Origin of the sequence: Companilactobacillus huachuanensis (assembly GCF_005404815.1) — a bacterium.
Classification (GTDB): domain Bacteria; phylum Bacillota; class Bacilli; order Lactobacillales; family Lactobacillaceae; genus Companilactobacillus; species Companilactobacillus huachuanensis.
Window position 1 is genome coordinate 37,048 of sequence record NZ_BJDF01000017.1, and the last position, 19,433, is coordinate 56,480.

General features: G+C 34.5%; 18 protein-coding genes. 1 reads left to right on the forward strand and 17 read right to left on the reverse strand.

The genetic code is table 11. The features are described from left to right. Window positions 1-5 precede the first annotated feature (5 nt). The 8 genes from FFM71_RS10050 to FFM71_RS10085 all read right to left on the reverse strand — a co-directional run bounded on the left by FFM71_RS10050 (window position 6) and on the right by FFM71_RS10085 (window position 9,761). On the reverse strand, window positions 6-203 hold the full coding sequence (locus tag FFM71_RS10050) for a hypothetical protein (RefSeq protein ID WP_137612041.1): 198 nt from the start codon (window positions 201-203) through the stop codon (window positions 6-8). Between the two features lie 141 nt (window positions 204-344). After that, window positions 345-2,777: a BspA family leucine-rich repeat surface protein gene (locus tag FFM71_RS10055; RefSeq protein WP_137612042.1), complete on the reverse strand. Its 2,433-nt coding sequence runs from the start codon at window positions 2,775-2,777 to the stop codon at window positions 345-347. Between the two features lie 217 nt (window positions 2,778-2,994). Continuing rightward, a complete protein-coding gene (locus FFM71_RS10060; RefSeq protein ID WP_137612043.1) occupies window positions 2,995-4,707 on the reverse strand; it encodes a phospho-sugar mutase in 1,713 nt (570 codons plus the stop codon). Window positions 4,708-4,741: 34 nt separating this feature from the next. Continuing rightward, entirely contained in the window at window positions 4,742-5,803 is a 1,062-nt protein-coding gene (locus FFM71_RS10065) for a glycoside hydrolase family 130 protein (protein ID WP_223876523.1), read from the reverse strand. Between the two features lie 21 nt (window positions 5,804-5,824). Next, window positions 5,825-6,715, reverse strand: a complete 891-nt coding sequence (locus FFM71_RS10070) for a DUF1861 family protein (RefSeq protein ID WP_137612044.1) — start codon at window positions 6,713-6,715, stop codon at window positions 5,825-5,827. Window positions 6,716-6,725: 10 nt separating this feature from the next. Then, a complete protein-coding gene (locus FFM71_RS10075) occupies window positions 6,726-7,562 on the reverse strand; it encodes a carbohydrate ABC transporter permease (protein ID WP_137612045.1) in 837 nt (278 codons plus the stop codon). Continuing rightward, window positions 7,549-8,427: a carbohydrate ABC transporter permease gene (locus FFM71_RS10080; RefSeq protein WP_137612046.1), complete on the reverse strand. Its 879-nt coding sequence runs from the start codon at window positions 8,425-8,427 to the stop codon at window positions 7,549-7,551. The genes FFM71_RS10075 and FFM71_RS10080 overlap by 14 nt, the downstream gene beginning before the upstream one ends. A 2-nt stretch (window positions 8,428-8,429) precedes the next feature. Further along, window positions 8,430-9,761 carry a type 2 periplasmic-binding domain-containing protein gene (locus FFM71_RS10085; protein WP_137612047.1) on the reverse strand — a complete coding sequence of 444 codons (1,332 nt, stop codon included), beginning with the start codon at window positions 9,759-9,761 and terminating at the stop codon, window positions 8,430-8,432. 190 nt (window positions 9,762-9,951) lie between these two features. Here FFM71_RS10085 and FFM71_RS10090 point away from each other — a divergent pair, with 190 nt between their 5' ends. Further along, complete coding sequence (locus FFM71_RS10090) at window positions 9,952-10,944, forward strand: LacI family DNA-binding transcriptional regulator (protein WP_137612048.1); 993 nt, start codon at window positions 9,952-9,954, stop codon at window positions 10,942-10,944. Window positions 10,945-11,102: 158 nt separating this feature from the next. Here FFM71_RS10090 and FFM71_RS10095 read toward each other — a convergent pair whose 3' ends face one another. The 9 genes from FFM71_RS10095 to FFM71_RS10135 form a co-directional block, all read right to left on the reverse strand. Continuing rightward, complete coding sequence (locus tag FFM71_RS10095; protein WP_137612049.1) at window positions 11,103-11,960, reverse strand: helix-turn-helix domain-containing protein; 858 nt, start codon at window positions 11,958-11,960, stop codon at window positions 11,103-11,105. Window positions 11,961-11,978: 18 nt separating this feature from the next. After that, window positions 11,979-13,088, reverse strand: a complete 1,110-nt coding sequence (locus FFM71_RS10100; RefSeq protein WP_137612050.1) for an ABC transporter ATP-binding protein — start codon at window positions 13,086-13,088, stop codon at window positions 11,979-11,981. A 674-nt stretch (window positions 13,089-13,762) separates the two neighbouring features. Beyond that, window positions 13,763-14,884: an NAD(P)-dependent alcohol dehydrogenase gene (locus FFM71_RS10105; RefSeq protein ID WP_137612051.1), complete on the reverse strand. Its 1,122-nt coding sequence runs from the start codon at window positions 14,882-14,884 to the stop codon at window positions 13,763-13,765. A 46-nt stretch (window positions 14,885-14,930) separates the two neighbouring features. Beyond that, window positions 14,931-15,800, reverse strand: a complete 870-nt coding sequence (rhaD, locus tag FFM71_RS10110; RefSeq protein WP_373278804.1) for a rhamnulose-1-phosphate aldolase — start codon at window positions 15,798-15,800, stop codon at window positions 14,931-14,933. A gap of 8 nt (window positions 15,801-15,808) precedes the next feature. Continuing rightward, entirely contained in the window at window positions 15,809-16,555 is a 747-nt protein-coding gene (locus FFM71_RS10115) for a class II aldolase/adducin family protein (RefSeq protein ID WP_137612053.1), read from the reverse strand. 14 nt (window positions 16,556-16,569) lie between these two features. Further along, entirely contained in the window at window positions 16,570-16,836 is a 267-nt protein-coding gene (locus tag FFM71_RS10120; protein WP_223876524.1) for a hypothetical protein, read from the reverse strand. Between the two features lie 5 nt (window positions 16,837-16,841). Beyond that, window positions 16,842-18,392: a PTS galactitol transporter subunit IIC gene (locus tag FFM71_RS10125; RefSeq protein ID WP_137612054.1), complete on the reverse strand. Its 1,551-nt coding sequence runs from the start codon at window positions 18,390-18,392 to the stop codon at window positions 16,842-16,844. 23 nt (window positions 18,393-18,415) lie between these two features. Further along, window positions 18,416-18,730, reverse strand: a complete 315-nt coding sequence (locus FFM71_RS10130; RefSeq protein ID WP_137612055.1) for a PTS sugar transporter subunit IIB — start codon at window positions 18,728-18,730, stop codon at window positions 18,416-18,418. A 28-nt stretch (window positions 18,731-18,758) separates the two neighbouring features. Further along, window positions 18,759-19,235, reverse strand: coding sequence for a PTS sugar transporter subunit IIA (locus FFM71_RS10135; RefSeq protein ID WP_137612056.1), 477 nt, complete (start codon window positions 19,233-19,235; stop codon window positions 18,759-18,761). Window positions 19,236-19,433 lie beyond the last annotated feature (198 nt).

Below are 19,433 nucleotides of genomic sequence, written 5' to 3' on the forward strand. Positions count from 1 at the left end.
CGATTTCACCTCAAAACAAGTGAACGAACTGTAGTGGCATCAGCAACCATCCCATGAGCCTTGAACCCCACAAAATCGATTCTTCGTTCAGTACTAGTACCCTTATCAAAGTTAACTTCAGAACTCCAATACATACGTTTTGAATTAAGCCGTTTTTTTACTAATTCACTCAAGTTTTTTGTTATTTCTGGCCTATTAACCATCAGGAACACTCCAATCTGATAATATATTTATCTTCAAATCTTTAAAATTTAATTGAATAACCGTATCTATCAAAAAGGCACATCCCCCTTAGCCACTTAGGGATGTGCCTTTTATTAATCTCTGTTCAACAATTGAACTTTTTAGTAAACATCCGTTGCTAGTAAGAATTCATTAGTTGCCACACGATAGTATGCAGCATCGTTAATTATAACGAATTTATCGATTAACCAGTCAGTATCACCAGAAATAATGCGGTCTGTGATTCGTTGACCTTTAGCATTTACTAATGCAGCATCTCGATTTGTTCTAATTATCGAATCAATCGCACGATACTGGTAAACGTCATTTGCGTTGATCCATTCGTTGGTAGCAACGCGATAGTAAGTCACACCATCAATTGTTACCTCCTGATCACTGAACCAACCAGAATCGGCGCTTAACTGTCGGTCAGCTACGGAAGAAATAATAGTTCCATCAAGTTTGTATAGTTTTACAGTTCCACTTGTTGGGAAAGTTTGTACACTTCTACGAAAGTTTTTAATTCGGGCAGTCGTTTTAGTATAAGTGATTGTTTCCTTAGTAGTAATGGTTCCATCATCATTAACTTTTGCTAAAATATATTCTTTATCAGCTGTATATCCCTTTACATTTGGCACATAAACTTTAACTATTTCTCCGACTTTACCCTTGATTCCTTTGATAATGGTTGGCTTACCATTTTTATCAAGGTTGGTTTTCACGGAAAGATTGGCAGTAACTGAATTTAGAATGTATTTAACTGTTTCTTCAGTTGTAGCAGTCCCATCATCGTGAATAAATGCTTTTACAGTCTTCTTATCAGCTGTATATCCCTTAATTTCAGGAACCTTAACCAACACTGTTTCGCCAGGCTTACCTTTTACATTGCTAACTTTCTTATCACCTAAATTAGTTTTTATCACTAGTTCAGCTTTAACAGCATTCTTAATATATTTAATTGTTTCTTCAGTTGTAGCGGTCCCATCATCGTGAATAAATGCTTTTACCGTCTTTTTATCAGCTATATATCCCTTAATTTCAGGAACATCAACCAATACTGTTTCGCCAGGTATTCCATGGACGTTCGCAACTGTCTTCTCACCCAAATTTGTTTTAATTTTTAAAGTTGATCCAGTAGAAACACCTTCCGATTCTACAACGGAAAATGTTTTAGTACCATACATACTTGTTCCATCATAATACTTGGCTAACGATTGACCATTTGAATCAATCGCTGAGAACGACAGCTCACCTGTTGGTCGTCCATTTTCATCAACTGACTTCCAAGTTTTGTCATTTTGACTAGGTAATGTATCGGTTTTGGCGAATTTATTTCTTGCTCCCAGAGTTATTTTTGTCAAATTAGTTCCATTGAACATCTTTGAAGAATTAGTAACTTGTCTCATATCAAATTTTGAAATGTCTAATTTTTTTAGTCCAGTACCTGCAAACATTTCGGACATATTAGTTACTGTAGAGGTATCTAATAGAAACATATCTATCGTCTCTAAGTTCTTATCCCCTTTAAACATCCCGGCCATATTTGTTAGTTGATTATTGGTAAGATTCCAAAATAGGCTAGCACCTACTTCTTCTAATGAAGTCATATTTGAGAACATATTCGATGCATCTTCGATATTATCCATATTAATCAATCCACTTTCAATTCGAATCACTCTAGTAAATCCATCTGCAAACATAGAAGAAGCATTCTGAGGCATTTCTACTCTCCCATCACCTGAAGCAGCAATACGAATGATATGTTGACCATATCTTTGTCCTATTACTTGAGTATCCTTTACAGATAATTCGCCCTCTGAAAAATACAAAACACCGCTTTTTGAAATCACGAATGTAGAAGTTCCATCTACTCCATGGGCAAATACATCATTTTTCCCTAATCCATCAGGTAATTTAAAGTCTGTCTCCTCATTATCATCTGTATTTACTGTATTATCTCCACCTATACCATTAGCATCCCCATTAGCATCCCCATTAGCATCCCCATTACCATCCGAGCCATTATCTGTTGAGGTTGTTGCTAATTCATAGTCCAGAGTATCCGTCGTTGACGCATGACCATCTTCGTCGATAGTTACATTGACAGTAAGTTGTTTTGGTACGTACTTTCCAATTGAATGCGTTTCAACTTCAACGGTCTTTCCTGGTTCTCCAACAACAGTTAAAGTTGTTTCCTTTAAGTCCGAACCTGGCAAATTGATTTTAACGATAACTTTTGTTGTAACAACTCCATCTGGTAACCATGTTTCATGTCCTGAGGGTTGGTCCACTCCACCAGTATTTACGGTACCATTATCGGTAACCGGGGTTGTAACTGTATCTTTTTGGACTTTACTTAGCTTTTGTCCCTGTTGTGCTGATTGTGCAGTTGACACTTCACTCGGTTTCACTGTAGTGGCGTTAACTGTAGTTGTACCTAAAATAGAGATTCCAGCAAGTGCTAGAGAGGACGCTACAACCCAGTTCTTACCCTTCTTATACATTTTCTTTCTCATAATAGTATTTGGGTTCTTTTTCATTTGATTGAATCTCATGGCTATTCTTTCCCCTTCTGGTTTTGAAATTATTTATGTAGTTTATAAATCCCAGAAAGTATATCAAAGTTCTTTTTTTTTAGTTTGCACAAGTCCGAAACTTTTTCCATTTTTTTGAGACAAAAAAAGCGGACAAAAAAAGTCATTAACCCTTGTTAGATTAATGACCCCTTTTTATCTGCAGAATAATTTATTGCCGATTAAATTCTCTGATATATCACACTTCCAGAAGCTTATTAGCAAAATTCTCTAAAACAGACAGTTTATTTTGACAATCTTTCTTCGCATTACCCACACATGAAATATAAATCTTTATTTTAGGTTCTGTTCCAGAAGGACGAATGGCTAGCCAAGATTGATCTTTCAAAATAATCTTAATTACATTAGACTTTGGTAATTTCAGTACTTGAACAGAATCATTGAGAATATCAAATTGTTCGGATTTTTCAAAATCTTGTATCTTTTGTACTACCATATTTCCTATCGTTTTAGGATGAGAATTACGTAATTCTGCTATTTTACCAACTAAAGTGTTAGCTTCCGCCTCACTTGTAAACGTCTTAGTTATTAACTTGTCTTGATAAAAACCGAATTCACTATAAAGACTTTCAAGTTGTGTCAAAAGATTTTCTCCGTGCCGTTTGAGACTAAGTGCAATTTCCGCAGTAAGCAATGCCGCTTGAATAGAATCCTTATCTCTAACGAATGGAGAAATTAAATATCCATAGCTCTCTTCATAGGCAAACAAATATTTAATATCATCAGCTGATTCTTCTATTTCTTCTATTTGCTCTCCGATAAACTTAAATCCCGTTAGTGTCTCCCTAACATCGCAATTATTCTTTTTTGCAATTTCGGCTCCGAGATTAGATGTAACTATAGTCTTTACCACTTGATAACGACTATGGTCATTTTGGGATATGTGATTTACCAAATAGTTAACCATTAATGCTCCAAGTTGATTACCTGATAATAATCTAAATATTCCGTTCTCATCCCGTAAGGCAACTCCAAGACGATCGGCATCCGGATCAGTTGCAATTAAAATATCGGCATCTTCCTTATAACCTAATTTAATTGCTAAATCAAAGGCGCTAGGAAATTCTGGATTTGGAAATTTAACTGTTGAAAAATTTGGGTCCGGAATGGCTTGCTGCGGTTCAACAATCACATTAGTGAATCCTGCCGCTTCCAGTCCTTTTGTTACTAGCTTCAATCCAGTTCCATGTAATGGTGTATAAACAATTTTTAACTCATTACCATACTTTTCTATCATCTTTGGATTTCGGGTAACTTCTTTCAAATGATGTAAGTAAAGATTCTCAACATCCTCATCAAGAATGTTCACCAATGGACTATCAGTTAATTTAGTATTTACAGACAACTCCAAATAGTTCCTACACTTATCAATCTCCACACTGATCTCATTAGCAGTATCAAGTGTTATTTGTCCTCCATCAGAATCATAAACCTTATACCCATTATAAATTGCTGGATTGTGACTCGCAGTTATCATTATTCCTTGTCCAGCTTCGAAATGCCGAACCAAATACGATAATTCTGGTGTTGGAGTGACATGATTACAGATATAAACTTTTATCCCATTTTGAGCCAGAATATTAGCTGAAATTATGGCAAAATCATTGGAATAGTTTCTTGTGTCAAAACTAATTACAACTCCTTCGTTCTCACGTTTATTCTTCAAAATGTAATTTGCTAAACCTTCTGTTGTTCTAGCAACTGTATAATAATTTAATCTTGAAGTCCCGACGCCTAACTTAGCTCTAATTCCCCCAGTTCCAAATGTTGGAAATGCTGAAAAACGGTCTTTTAACTCTTCATTATCATTAATTTTGTTTAATTCATTTTTGATATTTGAATCAAGCTTCTGATTATTTTCCCACATTTGAAAATTATCTTGCCAGTTCATCCTTTTTAATTCACCGCCTTTTATAACAAAAAAATCATTTCATTATTTCATTTAATATTTCCATCATTGAAAACTTGCAGACAGCCATTGATGTGTCAGCAACACCATAATAAATGCTTAGAACATCACCAGTCAGCGTAGCACCACAACTAAAGACAACCTCTCCAAAGAATCCATTTTTTTCATAGTCTGTTTCCGGTCTTAAAATTGGTTCTGATAGTCTTTTAACTATCTTTGTTGGGTCATTTAAGTCCAACAACATTGCTCCTAGACAATAGCGTGACTTTGTATCTGCGGCGTGATAAATCTCTAACCATCCGTACTTTGTCTTAATGGGAGGCAAACCAGCCCCTACTCGTCCATTATCCCAACCATCTTTTGAACCCGTGAATAGCCAAGTATGATCACCGAAAGCCTTGAGATCTGGAGAAGAGCTGATCCATACATCATTATGTCCAGTTGATTTTACGGTTGGACGATTAAGTGCATAGTATTTTCCGTTTATCTTCTCTGGGAATAGTGCAACATCCTTGTTATCAGGATTAAAGATTCTGGAAATATGTTTATAACTCTTAAAATCTTCAGTTGAAATTAATTCAACACAAACCCCATGAGTTGAAACGGCACTAAAATTCAAATAATAAGTGTTATCAATCTTTGAACAACGTGGATCTTCAACACCAAACGTTTCATATTCATTGTGTGGGTATACAAAGGGCTCATCATCAATAACAAAATTGATTCCATCAGTACTTCTGGCAATTCTCAAATATGAAATCGAGGTTAGAAAATCGAATTCATTTTCCTTACCAATTGTTGAAATCACACGGCTATCGTCAAAATTATACTTGCCACTGTTCCTGTCTAAACCAATTGTTTTGGTTTTATTAGTTTCACAATCGAAGTATGGTGCTAATTCAATATTGGGGTCATTACTAATTGGACGTTCTGCAATTCTAAGGATAAGTAAAATCTCACCCTTATATTCGGTCACAGCAGCATTAAATGCCCCAACCACTTGATAACCTGAATTTATAGGTTTAATCATGTCCGGTGTTATAATTGGATTTTTTTTATAGCGTTCGACTTTAATCATAAACTTTAGTACTCCTTACATTCATTCGATTACTTCAATACATTGTTCCTCACAGTCACTAGTTCCACACAACAACCATTGTTTCCCGGTTGAATCTTCATTAATGCCAGACGTAAACACCACGTCTGCTAAATCATCTCTTTTAGTTGGACCTGCCAAAAAATCCTTTCGTTCAGCAATAATATGTTCATTGAAAATTTTCTGAGCCATTAGATCAACAAAAAATGAGATTGAATAGTAATGAAGTTTATTATTAATTTTTTCAGCTATATGTCCAATTACCTTAACAACATTATCTGAAACCTGTGTAATTTGATTGGCTCCACCCCAGGTTCCTTCTTCAAAATTATTCTTTAATAAAGGTGCATTTTCAATTTCTTCTTCTTCAAATTCGGATATCTTTGATCGAATAAGTATTCCAATCTTTCCGAATGATGCTTCTCCACCCTGTGGTCTTGTTAACATCAAAATTCTATTATTATTGAGTTCTAGCAAACGAATATCCTTCATTTTCAAAGGGCCTCTAAATAGAAGTTCCGCATGTAAATCATCATAAAGACGATAGAATTCTGTTCTCCAGACGGGCTTTTCAGGAACGGTCCAATCTACCTGAACTCCACCTAGCACTATCTCATCCTTGTTTATTACTGTAATAAATGGATCTTGTAATGATAGTGAAAATTCTGGTAATAATTCGAATTTATTTTCATCAACTTTTTTAAAAATTCGAGTTTCTGACTTCTCTGAATTTCGTTTTTCAACTCTACCCGCAATCATCGTTTCATGATTCAGCTCAAAACAAATGGACGTATTATAAACATCAAATCCATCAACACCTTTAAATTCAATTTTCATTGATTTTCCGGAGTTATTATTTCGATGATTGCTTAACAATTCTTTTATTTCTTTCATAGTTCCACCTTTACTTAAGCGTATATTGCATACCGTCTTGGAAATTCTTTGAAAATAATAGGAACAAAACTATTAATGGAAGTGTTAAAAGAACTGATGCAGCGTACATGGGCCCTGGATAAGTACCATAAGGTCCGAACATCTGTGAAATTAAAACATTAAGAGTAACTGTCCCATCGCTTTTAGAAACGATCATATCCCACAATAGTGTTGTCCAACGTTCTGTATATAGAAATAAAAAGATAACAGTTGTAATTGATTTAGACATAGGTATCACAATTTTGAACAATATTTGTAAATCCGATGCCCCATCCAATTTTGCAGATTCAATTAATGTATCTGGGATTGCCTTAAAGAAGTTTGTATACATAAATATTGCCCACATACTTACTGCAGTTGGAAGAATCATCCCAGAAAAACTGTCAATCATTCCCATTTTTGTTACTAACAGGAACTGAGGGATTAATAAAATAATCGCAGGGAAAAACATTTGAAAGATGATAAAGTTATCAACCAGTTTACGACCACGAAATCTTACTTTTGCGAGCGCATAAGCAACCATAACAGCGAATAACATCATTAAAGCTACACTTATCGTTGTTACTAAAAATGTGTGAAAAAAAGCAGCTATCCATGGTGCTGGTGCAACCGTGACACTATTACTAAATAACCATTGCCACGATCTCAAAGTATAACTAGTAGGGATTAAATGCTTATCAACTTGATCCCAACTTGCAAAGGAATTCAAAATCAGGTAAATAAATGGAAATATCATAATAAGCAAAAATACTATCGTTATTGCATAATTTAGAGCAACTTTATAAGGTTTATTTTTAGTTCCAACCATAATGATGCCCCCACTTTTCAATTAAGTTTCGTAATACACCTATAGACAAGAATGTAATTACAGCCGCAATAAGAGCAACTGCTGATGCATAACCAGATTTCAGATTGACAAAGGCTTGATTATAAATTTCCATTTGCCAAGTATTTGTTGCTCCATTTGGTCCACCACCAGTCAATTGATAAACTTCAGTAAAAATACCAAAGCTTACTCCAATTGCCAAAATCAAAACCGTGTAAAGTGATGGATACATCATTGGAATGGTAATCTTCCAAAATCTTTGCCAACGGTTAACTCCATCCAACGCTGCTGCTTCATAAATTTCATTGTTAATACTATTTAAACCTGAAACAAGAATTAACCCGTAATATCCAGACATTTTCCATGCAATCATAAATGAAACTACGATCAAGGCAGATGTTGGAGATCCCAACCAATCGATATCTAAGCCAAATGTTGTTCTTAGCCAAGTACTGATTGGTCCATTATATGAGAGAATTCCTTTTACAATAAGTGAAGTTACAACCCCACTTGATAAATATGGTAAGAAGAATGCAACCATAAATAATCCTTTAAATCTAGGTAATCTATTAACTAAAATTGCAACTAACATTGATAAAATTAATGCTAAGGGAACAAATACAAGCAAAAATTTATATGTTACCCAAAAAGCTTGATGAATTGTAGGACTTGTAATTGCAGTAACAAAATTACTCAAACCTACAAATTTAATATCTGGTGAGATTAAATTCCAATTCGTAAGAGCTAACCAGAATGACCATAATAACGGTAACAAGAAAAATATTATGGTAAAAACAAGATAAGGGCCGGTAAAAAGCCAGCCCAATTTGTTATTCATGCGTTTCATAATTATAGTTCTCCTTTAATTGCCTTAGACATGTCATTCCAAGCAACTTCAGGTGTCTTTTGTCCTTTAACTGCTGGGATCCAACCTTCATTACCTAATTTTTCTTGTAAGGTATTGTAATTGGCATTATCCATAGCAGGGATAGCATTAGGTACATTCTTTGCATATTCTTTCATTTCAGGGTTCTTTGCAAAGTAGGCATTGAATGCTTTATTCGTTGCGGCATCATCACGAGCAGGTAATAGTGAAGTTTTGTTCAATAGAGTTACATCATTATTAACATCACCCATAACAAACTTCATAAATTTAATAGCAGCCTTCTTTTGTGGAGCAGTTGCTTTTGCATAAAGAACTACACCTTTTGCATCTGCATATGTTTTGACATTTGTTGCATTGGCCATGCGATCAGGAACAGGTACATTTGTAATTGTGTAATTATCGTTATATTTCAAGTTTGGATACTTTTCTGCCCAATTTGGGAAAGTCCAAGGTCCAATAATATTCATTAGTGAAAGTCCTGTTTCAAATGGATCTGTTGTCTTCTTAGTTACAAATTGTTTGTTCTTATATAGGTTTTGGACAAACTGGAATGTTTCAACTCCGGCCTTCTTATCACCAACAAACTTGTTACCATTGATAAATCCAGCGCCATTGCTTGCTGCATCATAGAATGGGAAGAAATCGAACCAACGTTGATATGCTGTCGGATCAACTGAATAAGGGTTAGCATAAACAACTTTTTTAGAATTTGAGCTCTTAAGTGCTTCTTCTACTTTTTCCACATCACTATATGTCTTGGGAACAGTAGTAATTCCAATTTTCTTAAGTTCATCTAAACGCCAGCCAACTAACATTGGGTTTGAATATAGCGGAATAACATATTGCTTACCGTTTGAGAATTTCCAACTGTTAATTGTATTTGTCATATTACGGCTAGTTACTAACTTTGCCATATCAGATTTTGTTGTTGAATCCGTATTTAATGGAACAATAGCCTTACTTTTTGCCAATTGAGCAGCAAAACTACGAGTAATATTTTCTGATAATGTTGGCGCTGTTCCTGAAGCAATTGCTGATTGAATTGTTGCCTCAGATGTTGGGCTTTCTTTCATCTGCGAAACCTTAACAGTAATGTTAGGATTCTTTTTATGAAAATCAGTAGCCATTTGTTTCCAATATTTTACTTGTGGTGGATTAGGAGCCGACCAAAATGTAATTGTGGTCGAGCTTCCAGAACTAGAAGCCGATTTATTCCCGCAAGCTGCCAAAGGAACTAAAGCCATAGATAGGATTGCAGCAATTCCAACAATTTTACTTAATTTACTAAATTTCACAACGAATCTCCTCCTTAATTTGTAAGCCTTTTCATTTACGCTGTCATTATAATAACATTACTGTAATTGTGTCAATAACATTTTAGTAATTTATCTTATATTTGTGTATTGTCTTTGTTTAAAGCTAGTTTTATACTTGCAGTAATGTATAAAAGTAATTAATAATGTGAGATTGGTGGAAATAATAAATATGAAAATAACGATGCAGACTATTGCAGATAGATTGGGTGTCTCTAAAAATACTGTTTCCCAGGCCTTACGTGGTAAAAACACAGTTAGTGAACAAACAAAAAAAGACGTACTGCGTACTGCAGAACGTCTAGGATATAAATATGAAAGCTCTACTAATAATGAACCAGTCGTTAAAGGGACTAGGTTTGCATTAGTTGCATCAGACTTGACCCTATCTCTAAATAGTTTTTTCGGAGTCATTTTGAATCGTATCAAGGAACAAATACTAGCAAACAATCAAGAATTAGATTTATACTCTATTACTTCCCAGGAAGAAGAAAAATTAATAATTCCTTCTAAATTAAAAGGTTCAGATTATGATGGAATCTTTATTTTATCCTACCTTTCTTCTAGCTATTTAAACGAACTTTCCACGATAAAAACCCCTAAAATTCTAATAGATCATCATCAACCAAATCTCAATATAGACAGCGTACTAACGGCAAATGTAGATGGCACAATTGAATCATTATATTATCTGAAAAAAAATAATATCCAAAAAATTGGCTTTATTGGCGATAACCGTAGATCACCAAGTTACCAGGAACGCTTTACTGGTTTTAAATTAGCCATGGACGCTTTAAACCTACAAACCAGTCCTGATTGGATAATAAATCAACTTCAAGAAGATCAAAATTCTTTATTTGTAGCACTGGAAAAAATAAAAAATCCACCTGAAGCATGGTTCTGTGTCAATAATGGTTATGCATTATCATTAATCAATTTTTATCAAAGCCATGGTAAACAGATCCCGCAGGATATTAAAGTGATTTCGTTTGACGATACTGATCTTTCTCGGCTTACAAATCCAGGTATGACCGTAATGGCAACTAATCTAAAGGAAATGGGTACAACAGCTTATGAACTATTACAATATAGAATTATTCATCCACATAGTGATATTCGCCAAATCAGTTTAAAACCCCATTTAATAATGCGAGGAACAGTTTAAATAAAAATCCCCTTAATAAATTGCCAACACACTAAGTCAATTTATTAAGGGGATTTTTATTTAATTTTGATTATTTGAATTTTTAGTTTTATTTTGAACCCGACTTTGATGAAAAAATAATGGTTTGGAGTAAACCACACCATTATTTAAGTAATCTGTTATTTCAACAGTAAAAAACAGAGGGCTAAATCCTCATGATTTTTCAAATCAAATCCCGTTGTCTCGTAAAATTTTTCAATTCTGTATTGTAATGTATTTCTATGGACAAAAAGTAGTTTAGACGCCTTTGCCATATTTGAATCACATTCATACAACGTATTTATCATATTGGAAGTAGCCATATCAATATTCACGCGTCTGTGTAAATTCTTGAACAATTTAGATTTTCTTAGATTACGATCTATTAAGTAATCTAAAATCACAGTTGATAAATCATTTACATTATTTTTCAGACGAATTGACGAGTAAAAGAACTCTCTTTCCTCATTAAAAATATCAGATAAGTCTTTATCTGCAGACCAAGGCTCTCCAATATACATATGTGTATTTGTATAAAAATCAGAATCCAACAATTCTACCATTTGTTGCACATAAGCTAAATCAACATTGGCCTTATTCTTTTCCTGTATCACTATACCTGCATTTGGCCCAATGAAGAAAGAATCAATAACATTATCTATCGTATCTTTAAATACATTTAGCCATTGTTGTGACTGTTCTTTTGATTGTGCTTTATCTATTCGAAACTGAAATACCTTAATGGTTATTCCCTTTTGGGGTGCCTCTTGTTTTTCCTCAGTTAATTTTTTCCACCACAAATTTTTAATTGTATTTTTGCTTTCCTCTTTATTAATTAGCGACAGCAAAAACTTATCATGCTCATTCAATTTGCTCTTAGCAATGGTAACCCATTGATTAGAAATAAGAAAATTCATATTTTCATCAACATTAAAAGGAGCATTAACAATTTCAGCACTGGGATATAGATCTAAAAATTTTGAAACATTTTCTTCCACGATTTTATAACCACCAATTTAATATATTGCATCTAACGAACTATCATCAAAGAAGTGTGCCTTATTTAAATCAAATGTTAGATTCACATTATCTCCAGGCTTATGATAATCACGTGAATCTACAATTGCGACAAATTCAGTATCGCCAACTTTAGAATATAGCATTGAAGTTGAACCTAATAATTCAGAAACAATTACATCTGCATTAACTGTTGAATTTGGCCATACTTCTTCCATCGCGCCCTCCGCATGAATATCCTCAGGACGCAATCCCATCGTTACCTTTTGTCCATTGTATCCTCGTTCATTAAGCACTTTAGAACGTCCTTCAGGTACCTTCAGGCTCAATCCTTTTCCGTCATTAATCATACCATCCCTATAAGTAACATCGAAAAAGTTCATAGATGGTGATCCCATAAATCCGGCAACAAATTTGTTCTTCGGGTGTAAATAAACTTCTTTCGGAGTTCCAATTTGTTGAACTTCTCCCATAGACATGACAACAATCCTATCAGCCATAGTCATTGCTTCTGTTTGATCATGTGTTACATAAATTGTTGTCGTATTCAATCTTTGATGTAATTTTGCAATCTCAGCCCGCATGCTGACACGAAGTTTTGCATCCAAATTAGATAGTGGTTCATCCATTAGAAAAATAGGAGCATCTCGTACAATGGCTCTTCCTAAAGCAACACGTTGTCTCTGACCACCTGATAATTCAGCAGGTCTTCTTTGTAAATAATCCTCTAGTCCCAATACTTCAGCAGCATATTTGATTTTTTTATCAATTTCAGTTTTATCATATTTACGAAGTTTGAGCCCAAACGCCATATTATCATAAACCGTCATATGTGGATATAAAGCATAATTTTGGAAGACCATTGCTATATCACGTTCTTTAGGTGCAGTATCATTTTCATATTTACCGTCAATTATGAGTTCGCCTTTTGTAATATCTTCTAATCCAGCAATCATTCGTAAGATAGTAGATTTTCCACATCCGGAGGGTCCTACAAATACAATAAACTCTTTATCCTTAATATGGAGATCAAAGTCTGAAACTGCGTAATCGCTTTCCTTAGAATTATCATATTTCTTATAAATGTGATTCAAATCAATTTCAACCATTTTTATTTTCCCCTAATCATCTACTATTTATAAGATAATTGTATCAAGTAAGCGTTTTCTACAACTCGGAGATTGTTACAACTTTAATCAATTTATTTGTAACATACTAACAAAAAGAATTTAAATAAGACAGCTATCTAGAATATATAACTATTTCATTTTCATCTTTATATACTCCTGTTTAGTTCCGCCTTTTTGTTCTTGACTTGTGCCAATGGAAGTCAATTTGCGAACGAAAAATATTATTAATAACGATAAACTCAAATTTATAAAACGGCGAAATTTATAAGCCCTTCGCACAATCGTCATTTTCTTTACGTGGGCTTCGCCCACACCCTAACCACAACGACTTTATTATTATCAATTACTTCAACACAGCTTAATACCATCATTTTCGTTAATAGCCTCATAAGTCCTTTTGCTCTAAATAGTCATCTGACGTAAAATGTGATACTTTTCTGTAAAATATCATACTGCGCATTGAAAAGGAGCTATTTCCTACTTGTTGGTTTGAACCAAGTGGAAATAACTCCTTTTATTTATAATCAATTTTGACAATGACAGCCAATTCAACTCAATAGTCTTGTTTGATTTAAGCGGGATAAATCATTTTTCCTGAACTAACACGATAAACATTAATGTATAGATAGTAACTTACCAAAATTTACTTCATTCTAATCTTCTGGTTTGTATCCTTCATCAATAACCAAAATAGGTTTGATTGTTTTACCACTTACTGAATCTGCATCGGCTTCATTGATTTCATCGAAGTGATACATTTTTTCCGTCAAGTCGAATGGGAATACACCCATTTGATAGAATTTGATTAAACGTGGAATATCAACTTGTGGGATTGCATCTCCCATATTAACACCAACAACTTTTTTGTCATCAACACATAGATCATTCCATGTACTAATTTCGATGTTATGAGGTGTTACGGCAATTGTTGCGGTTGTTCCACCTTGTGTAAGTGCTGCAATAGAATCTTTCATAACAGAAGCTACACCGGTTGTATCAACAGCCCAATCTACACCTAATCCGCCTGTAATCTTCTTAATAGCTTCAACGGAATCTTCATTCTTACTATTAACTATATCAGTTGCTCCCATTTTTTTAGCTAATTCCAAACGTGAATCAACAATATCAACAGCAATCACATTTACACATCCTGAAATTTTACCTGCCATCATAGCAGCTAATCCAACAGCACCTGTTCCAAATACAGCAATTGTGTCACCAGGCTTAGGTTGAAGTGTATTGAACACAGTTCCACTTCCTGTTACATAACCACAGCCCAGAGGTCCAAGTTTTCTTAAATCAAGATCATTAGGAACTTTCACAGCATTACGTTTATCGATCACAGTATGAGTTGTAAATGATGATTGATTAAACATGTCACTAACATGGTGCCCATCTTCCGTGAAATGATCTGATCCGTCTGGACGAGTCCCAGAAAGATTAGATGCAGCATATTTACGACATTGTGTTGGCTTTCCCTTTAGACAGTTATCACATTCGCCACATGAATAGAATGACATAATAATGTGATCACCTGGTTTAAAGTTCTTTACATTCTTACCAACTTTTTCAACAATACCTGAACCTTCATGTCCAAGTACAACAGGAAAACTGAATGCAGCATCCCCTTTACGTAAAGCCTCATCTGAGTGACAAATACCCGAAGCAACTACTTTTACTTGTAGTCCATCATCAGTCATTTCAGCCAACTCAACATCATCTTTAATCACAAATGGATCATTTACTTTATCAACAACAGCAGCTTTAATCTTCATAAATAATAACCTTCTCTTAATTGATTTCGTAACGCGTAATTATATATTAGTTAGTAACCTTCATTGGAAATAGTCTTGGATTAGGAGTTACATTAAATGACCTAGCCAAATCCATCAAATCTTCATCTGTAATACTTTGTAGAATCTTACCACCTTGACTTTGAATTGCTGTATAAATCATACATGCCTTTTCAACCGTTTCAATTAGTCCATATACTTCATCCATAGTGTCACCACAGGCAAAGATTCCGTGATGTGGCCACATAACAACTCTAAATTCTTTCATTTTATCTGCAGTTGCTTCACCAATTTCATTTGTCCCTGGAGTCATATATGGAATAATTCCAACACCTTCTGGGAATACGACCATCGATTCGGCTTGCATCTTCCACAATAATTGACTGACACTAGCTTCATCTAACTTATGTGTGAATGAAAGTGCTACCCAGTTTGTTGGGTGACAATGCATTACAACACGTTGATTTGAGTCTATCTTTTGACGAGAAATATGTGTCATTAAGTGTGCTGGGAATTCACTTGTTGGTTGACCCCCATCATTAAATCCCCAAACTAAGTCTACCGAAGTACCATTCTCAGCAATTCTTACAAGACCGGTATCACGTTCTGGAAAATTATGAACATTCTTAAAATAGCGACCAGTTCCTGTTACGAGATAATATTGGCCTGCCAATGGAGTAGCATCGAACTTAATCGGGATGTTTCTCAAAACATTATTAAGATCCTCAAATTGATCAACTTCTGATTGGGTGAGTCGCATACTTACATTGCCACCGTTTCTTTCATCCCAACCATGTTTATATAACTCATTTGTAATTTCTGACATCTTGCTAACATATTGCGAATCGATAAATTTCATAATACTACTCCCTTTTTGACAAACATTCTTATTTCTCATTGTTAAAGCTAGTTAATTTTTTCTGTTTCGTAACTGTTCAAGAATCCATCAGTGTCTTTTCCATTTGATTGATAATGATCGATTAGTCCAAGGGCCTTAAATACTGTTTGTTGATAAGCAATCTTAGCATTCCATTCAACTGTTTCTAGAATTCTTGTTGCTTCATGTAGGTCAGTACATGTAATCAAAACACCATGGCTATTTAATAGGAAGATATTTTCTAGTGCACCGTCTCCAATTTCAACCAAATTTTCATGTACAACATCTGCTAATTCCTTTGAACATGCGGGTGCATATGGTAAACAGTGAATTGTCTTCAATGGCATAGTATCGGATGTAATTTCTGTCACATTAGGCATATCTTGTCCCAAAGTTGCCCAGAACATTGATTCTTCAGCATGTGAGTGGTAAACACATTTAATTCCAGGATTTGCTTCATATGCTTCAATATGCATATTGATCTCTCTTGTTAGGCGACCAACACCATCAATTTGTTCACCAGTTTCTAAATCAATGACAAGAATTTGAGAACCATCTAGCTTAGCAAACCATGCTTCTGACATCATTGTTGGTGTCATAATAATGTAATCATGACCTTCTTTAATATGAACTCGTCCAAAATCAATGTCTTCGGCTGCTGTAATCTTTACGGAAATATTTCCACCGGCAACGTTTGTATTCTTACGGTTAAACATTTCTCTACAAACCATTGCTAAATCTCTACGTTGTTCTTCAAATACATATTGTTCTGTCATAATAATTTCCCCTTTTATTTACTGGCTTCTAAAGCACGTTGCTTTAAAATTTCTTGTTTTCTAATTTCCCGTTTTTTTCTTCGTTTGGCATCAAATTCTCCAAATAAATATTTATTTCCTTTAAAGTAAATGATTTCACTCACGATCATAACTACTAGACAAGCCCATATATTATTAGTGCTCAAGGCCTCAACGAAAAGTAGTACATCTAAGAAAAGAAGTAATGACCATAATAGTTTTTTTGTTCTAAGCTTGCCTTTGGTTTCCATAAGTTTCACCACATTTCCTATCTCTTATTCGTATTACCAAAATCCATTCCATCAATATCATCTAGACCTGTTTCTTTTTTTGTTGCTTTATTACTTTTTGATTTACCACCAAAGTCCATACCATCCAAGTCATCTAAGTCCAGGCCTGTTGTATCAGCTGAAGTAGTAGTACTCTTTGTCTCAACTTTAGTACTGCTCTTTGCCTCTGTTGATCCATCTGGATAAGCATAACGTTGACTTGGCAAAGCAATCTTGCTTTGATCAATGTATAACCATACGAATACTAACAACCAAACAATAGATGCACCGATGGCCCATAAGTCACCATTAAATGCCTTGGCAAAGAATAATCTGAAATCTGGTCCTTCAAATGTTGACCATGATAATTGTTGACCTGCTTGAACCTTAACGGTACCAGTAGTTTTAGCCAAATTCGTAATGATTGGAGCGAAGTATGTAGCACCATATAGGAAAATTGGTGTTGTGATAAGTCCTAATACAAGCATACGAAGTAAGTTAGCACCTGTTAGTAATAGTGCAGCAACAACGAATGAAAGGTTAATGATTCCGGCAAATGGTAGAACTGTATTTCCTGGTAGGATCATAGCGAAAATTAACATTACTGGAACAAGAAGGATAACTGTAACCCAAAGTTCATTACGTCCAGCAAGGATAGGCCAATCAACACCGATGTATACTTCACGGTTATTAAAGTGTTTCTTCATAAAATCACTCATAGAATCAGCAATTGGTGACAATGCTTGCATAAATAATTTCGAAATCATTGGGAACAATGTCATAGCAGTTGCGGCTTGAATAGCCAAATTAAGTGATTTTGAAACTGAATATCCTGCAGCAAATCCAAGAAGTACACCAATGATTGCACCCATAACAGTGTTATCACCGAAAATACCAATCTTCTTTTGTAATGCAGCTGAATCAAATGGGCGATTGAAGATAGGAATGAAATCAAGAATCTTATTCAAAGGCATAAGAACTACAGCGAATAATGTAATAAAGTGAGGAACTGTAACTCCGGGCATTCCTGTTAGATCTTCAATGTGACGTTGGAACATGTCACCAGCTTTTAATTCAAGAACAATTTGGATACCAGCAACGATAAATCCATAAAGTGCATTTTTTGTAATATATAGAACAACAACATATGTGAAAATCTTGTTCCAAACGTTCCACATATCAACGTTCAAAGTCTTTGTCCATCTGAATGTCAGCATAATAAAATTAATTGCTAACAACAGTGGGAAAAATAGAAAGGCTGTCTTGTATGACCAAGTGATTGCGGCAACCCCTGTCCAACCAGCATCAATAGCATTTAGACTTAAATGAAATGCTTGTGACATTGCTTTAGCAGCTGGTGAAATTGAATCCATCATATAATTAACAACCAGTGTCATGCCACTAAACGCAACCCCTAATGTTAACGCAGCCATTACAGACTTTTTAAGCTTTAAACCAGCGATGGTAGCAATGATAAACATAATCAATGGAACAAATACCGGGCCACCAAGGTTCAAGATGTAATTAACGACATTCTTTAGTATTTCCATGACTAAATCCCCTATTCATCAATTTAGTTTGTTTGTAAGTTTTTAAGAGCCATAATAATTTCTTTATATGAAGTTTCAGGTTTTTGACCTGTAAAAATTGGTAACCCATTTACTGAAGCAATATTGTTGTCATCGACAATTCCTTGAATTTCTTCACTAGGACGTGCAATCCAAACATAAACGTCATAACTAGCTAAAATGTCAGGTAATTTTTTAAAATCAGTAGCATCTACAGTTACACCTGTAATACCATGATCCTCAAAGAAATCATCAATGTGCTTTACTACCAATTCACTTGAAGCAACTCCACTTCCACAAGCTACAATAATTTTTGCCATAATATATACTTCCTAACTTTTTATTTTTTTATTTTACTTCTGCTTCTGCAAATCTCTTTGCAATGTATTGATACATCTCTGATTCATCAGAAATGCTTTCAAAATCTGCAACAAATTCTTTATCCTGAATCAATGCCATAAATTCTTGTAATAGTGTTAATTGATCATCTGAATGTTGAATACCCAAGAAGAAGAATGTCTTTGCTTCCTCCTCTGTGTTGTATCCCATTTGAAGCATCTTAAGTGGTTCTTTGGTAGTAACTACAGCGACGAACGGTTTATTAATATTTTCTGGATTAGCATGAGGCAAAGCAATTGAGATAAAATCACTTACAACTCCAGTAGGAAATTCATCTTCCCGTTTGTTTAAGGCTGCTTCATAAGAATCCTTTACATAACCAAGTTTCATAAGTTTAGCTGCGACTTTACTGTAAAGATCACTTCTATCCTTAGCATCAATGTTTAGAAATACTAATTCTGGTTGTAACATTTCTTTGTAGTCCATGAGTAACCCTCCGATTAATAGTTTTAAAAGCTTGGAATGGAATCTGGAATTAATATTTCATTGGAATTTCGATATATAATTGCTAAAATTATTTATGAATTCATTCTCTCAAACAAATTTATTTATTTAATATCTGATTCGTTCCTTGCTTTCATAAATCAGTATATGGCAGCGCTTCCATTCACGGAAGTCAATTCA

What these genes read in the sequence shown, in the direction of transcription:
- FFM71_RS10070 (WP_137612044.1), bottom strand. Translation starts at nt 6,715, where the DNA reads ATGAAAGAAATAAAAGAATTGTTAAGCAATCATCGAAATAATAACTCC.
- FFM71_RS10055 (WP_137612042.1), bottom strand. Translation starts at nt 2,777, where the DNA reads ATGAGATTCAATCAAATGAAAAAGAACCCAAATACTATTATGAGAAAG.
- FFM71_RS10100 (WP_137612050.1), bottom strand. Translation starts at nt 13,088, where the DNA reads ATGGTTGAAATTGATTTGAATCACATTTATAAGAAATATGATAATTCT.
- FFM71_RS10130 (WP_137612055.1), bottom strand. Translation starts at nt 18,730, where the DNA reads ATGGCAAAAATTATTGTAGCTTGTGGAAGTGGAGTTGCTTCAAGTGAA.
- rhaD (WP_373278804.1), bottom strand. Translation starts at nt 15,800, where the DNA reads ATGAGAAATAAGAATGTTTGTCAAAAAGGGAGTAGTATTATGAAATTT.
- FFM71_RS10060 (WP_137612043.1), bottom strand. Translation starts at nt 4,707, where the DNA reads ATGAACTGGCAAGATAATTTTCAAATGTGGGAAAATAATCAGAAGCTT.
- FFM71_RS10050 (WP_137612041.1), bottom strand. Translation starts at nt 203, where the DNA reads ATGGTTAATAGGCCAGAAATAACAAAAAACTTGAGTGAATTAGTAAAA.
- FFM71_RS10135 (WP_137612056.1), bottom strand. Translation starts at nt 19,235, where the DNA reads ATGGACTACAAAGAAATGTTACAACCAGAATTAGTATTTCTAAACATT.
- FFM71_RS10080 (WP_137612046.1), bottom strand. Translation starts at nt 8,427, where the DNA reads ATGAAACGCATGAATAACAAATTGGGCTGGCTTTTTACCGGCCCTTAT.
- FFM71_RS10075 (WP_137612045.1), bottom strand. Translation starts at nt 7,562, where the DNA reads ATGGTTGGAACTAAAAATAAACCTTATAAAGTTGCTCTAAATTATGCA.
- FFM71_RS10090 (WP_137612048.1), top strand. Translation starts at nt 9,952, where the DNA reads ATGAAAATAACGATGCAGACTATTGCAGATAGATTGGGTGTCTCTAAA.
- FFM71_RS10065 (WP_223876523.1), bottom strand. Translation starts at nt 5,803, where the DNA reads ATGATTAAAGTCGAACGCTATAAAAAAAATCCAATTATAACACCGGAC.
- FFM71_RS10125 (WP_137612054.1), bottom strand. Translation starts at nt 18,392, where the DNA reads ATGGAAATACTAAAGAATGTCGTTAATTACATCTTGAACCTTGGTGGC.
- FFM71_RS10115 (WP_137612053.1), bottom strand. Translation starts at nt 16,555, where the DNA reads ATGACAGAACAATATGTATTTGAAGAACAACGTAGAGATTTAGCAATG.
- FFM71_RS10105 (WP_137612051.1), bottom strand. Translation starts at nt 14,884, where the DNA reads ATGAAGATTAAAGCTGCTGTTGTTGATAAAGTAAATGATCCATTTGTG.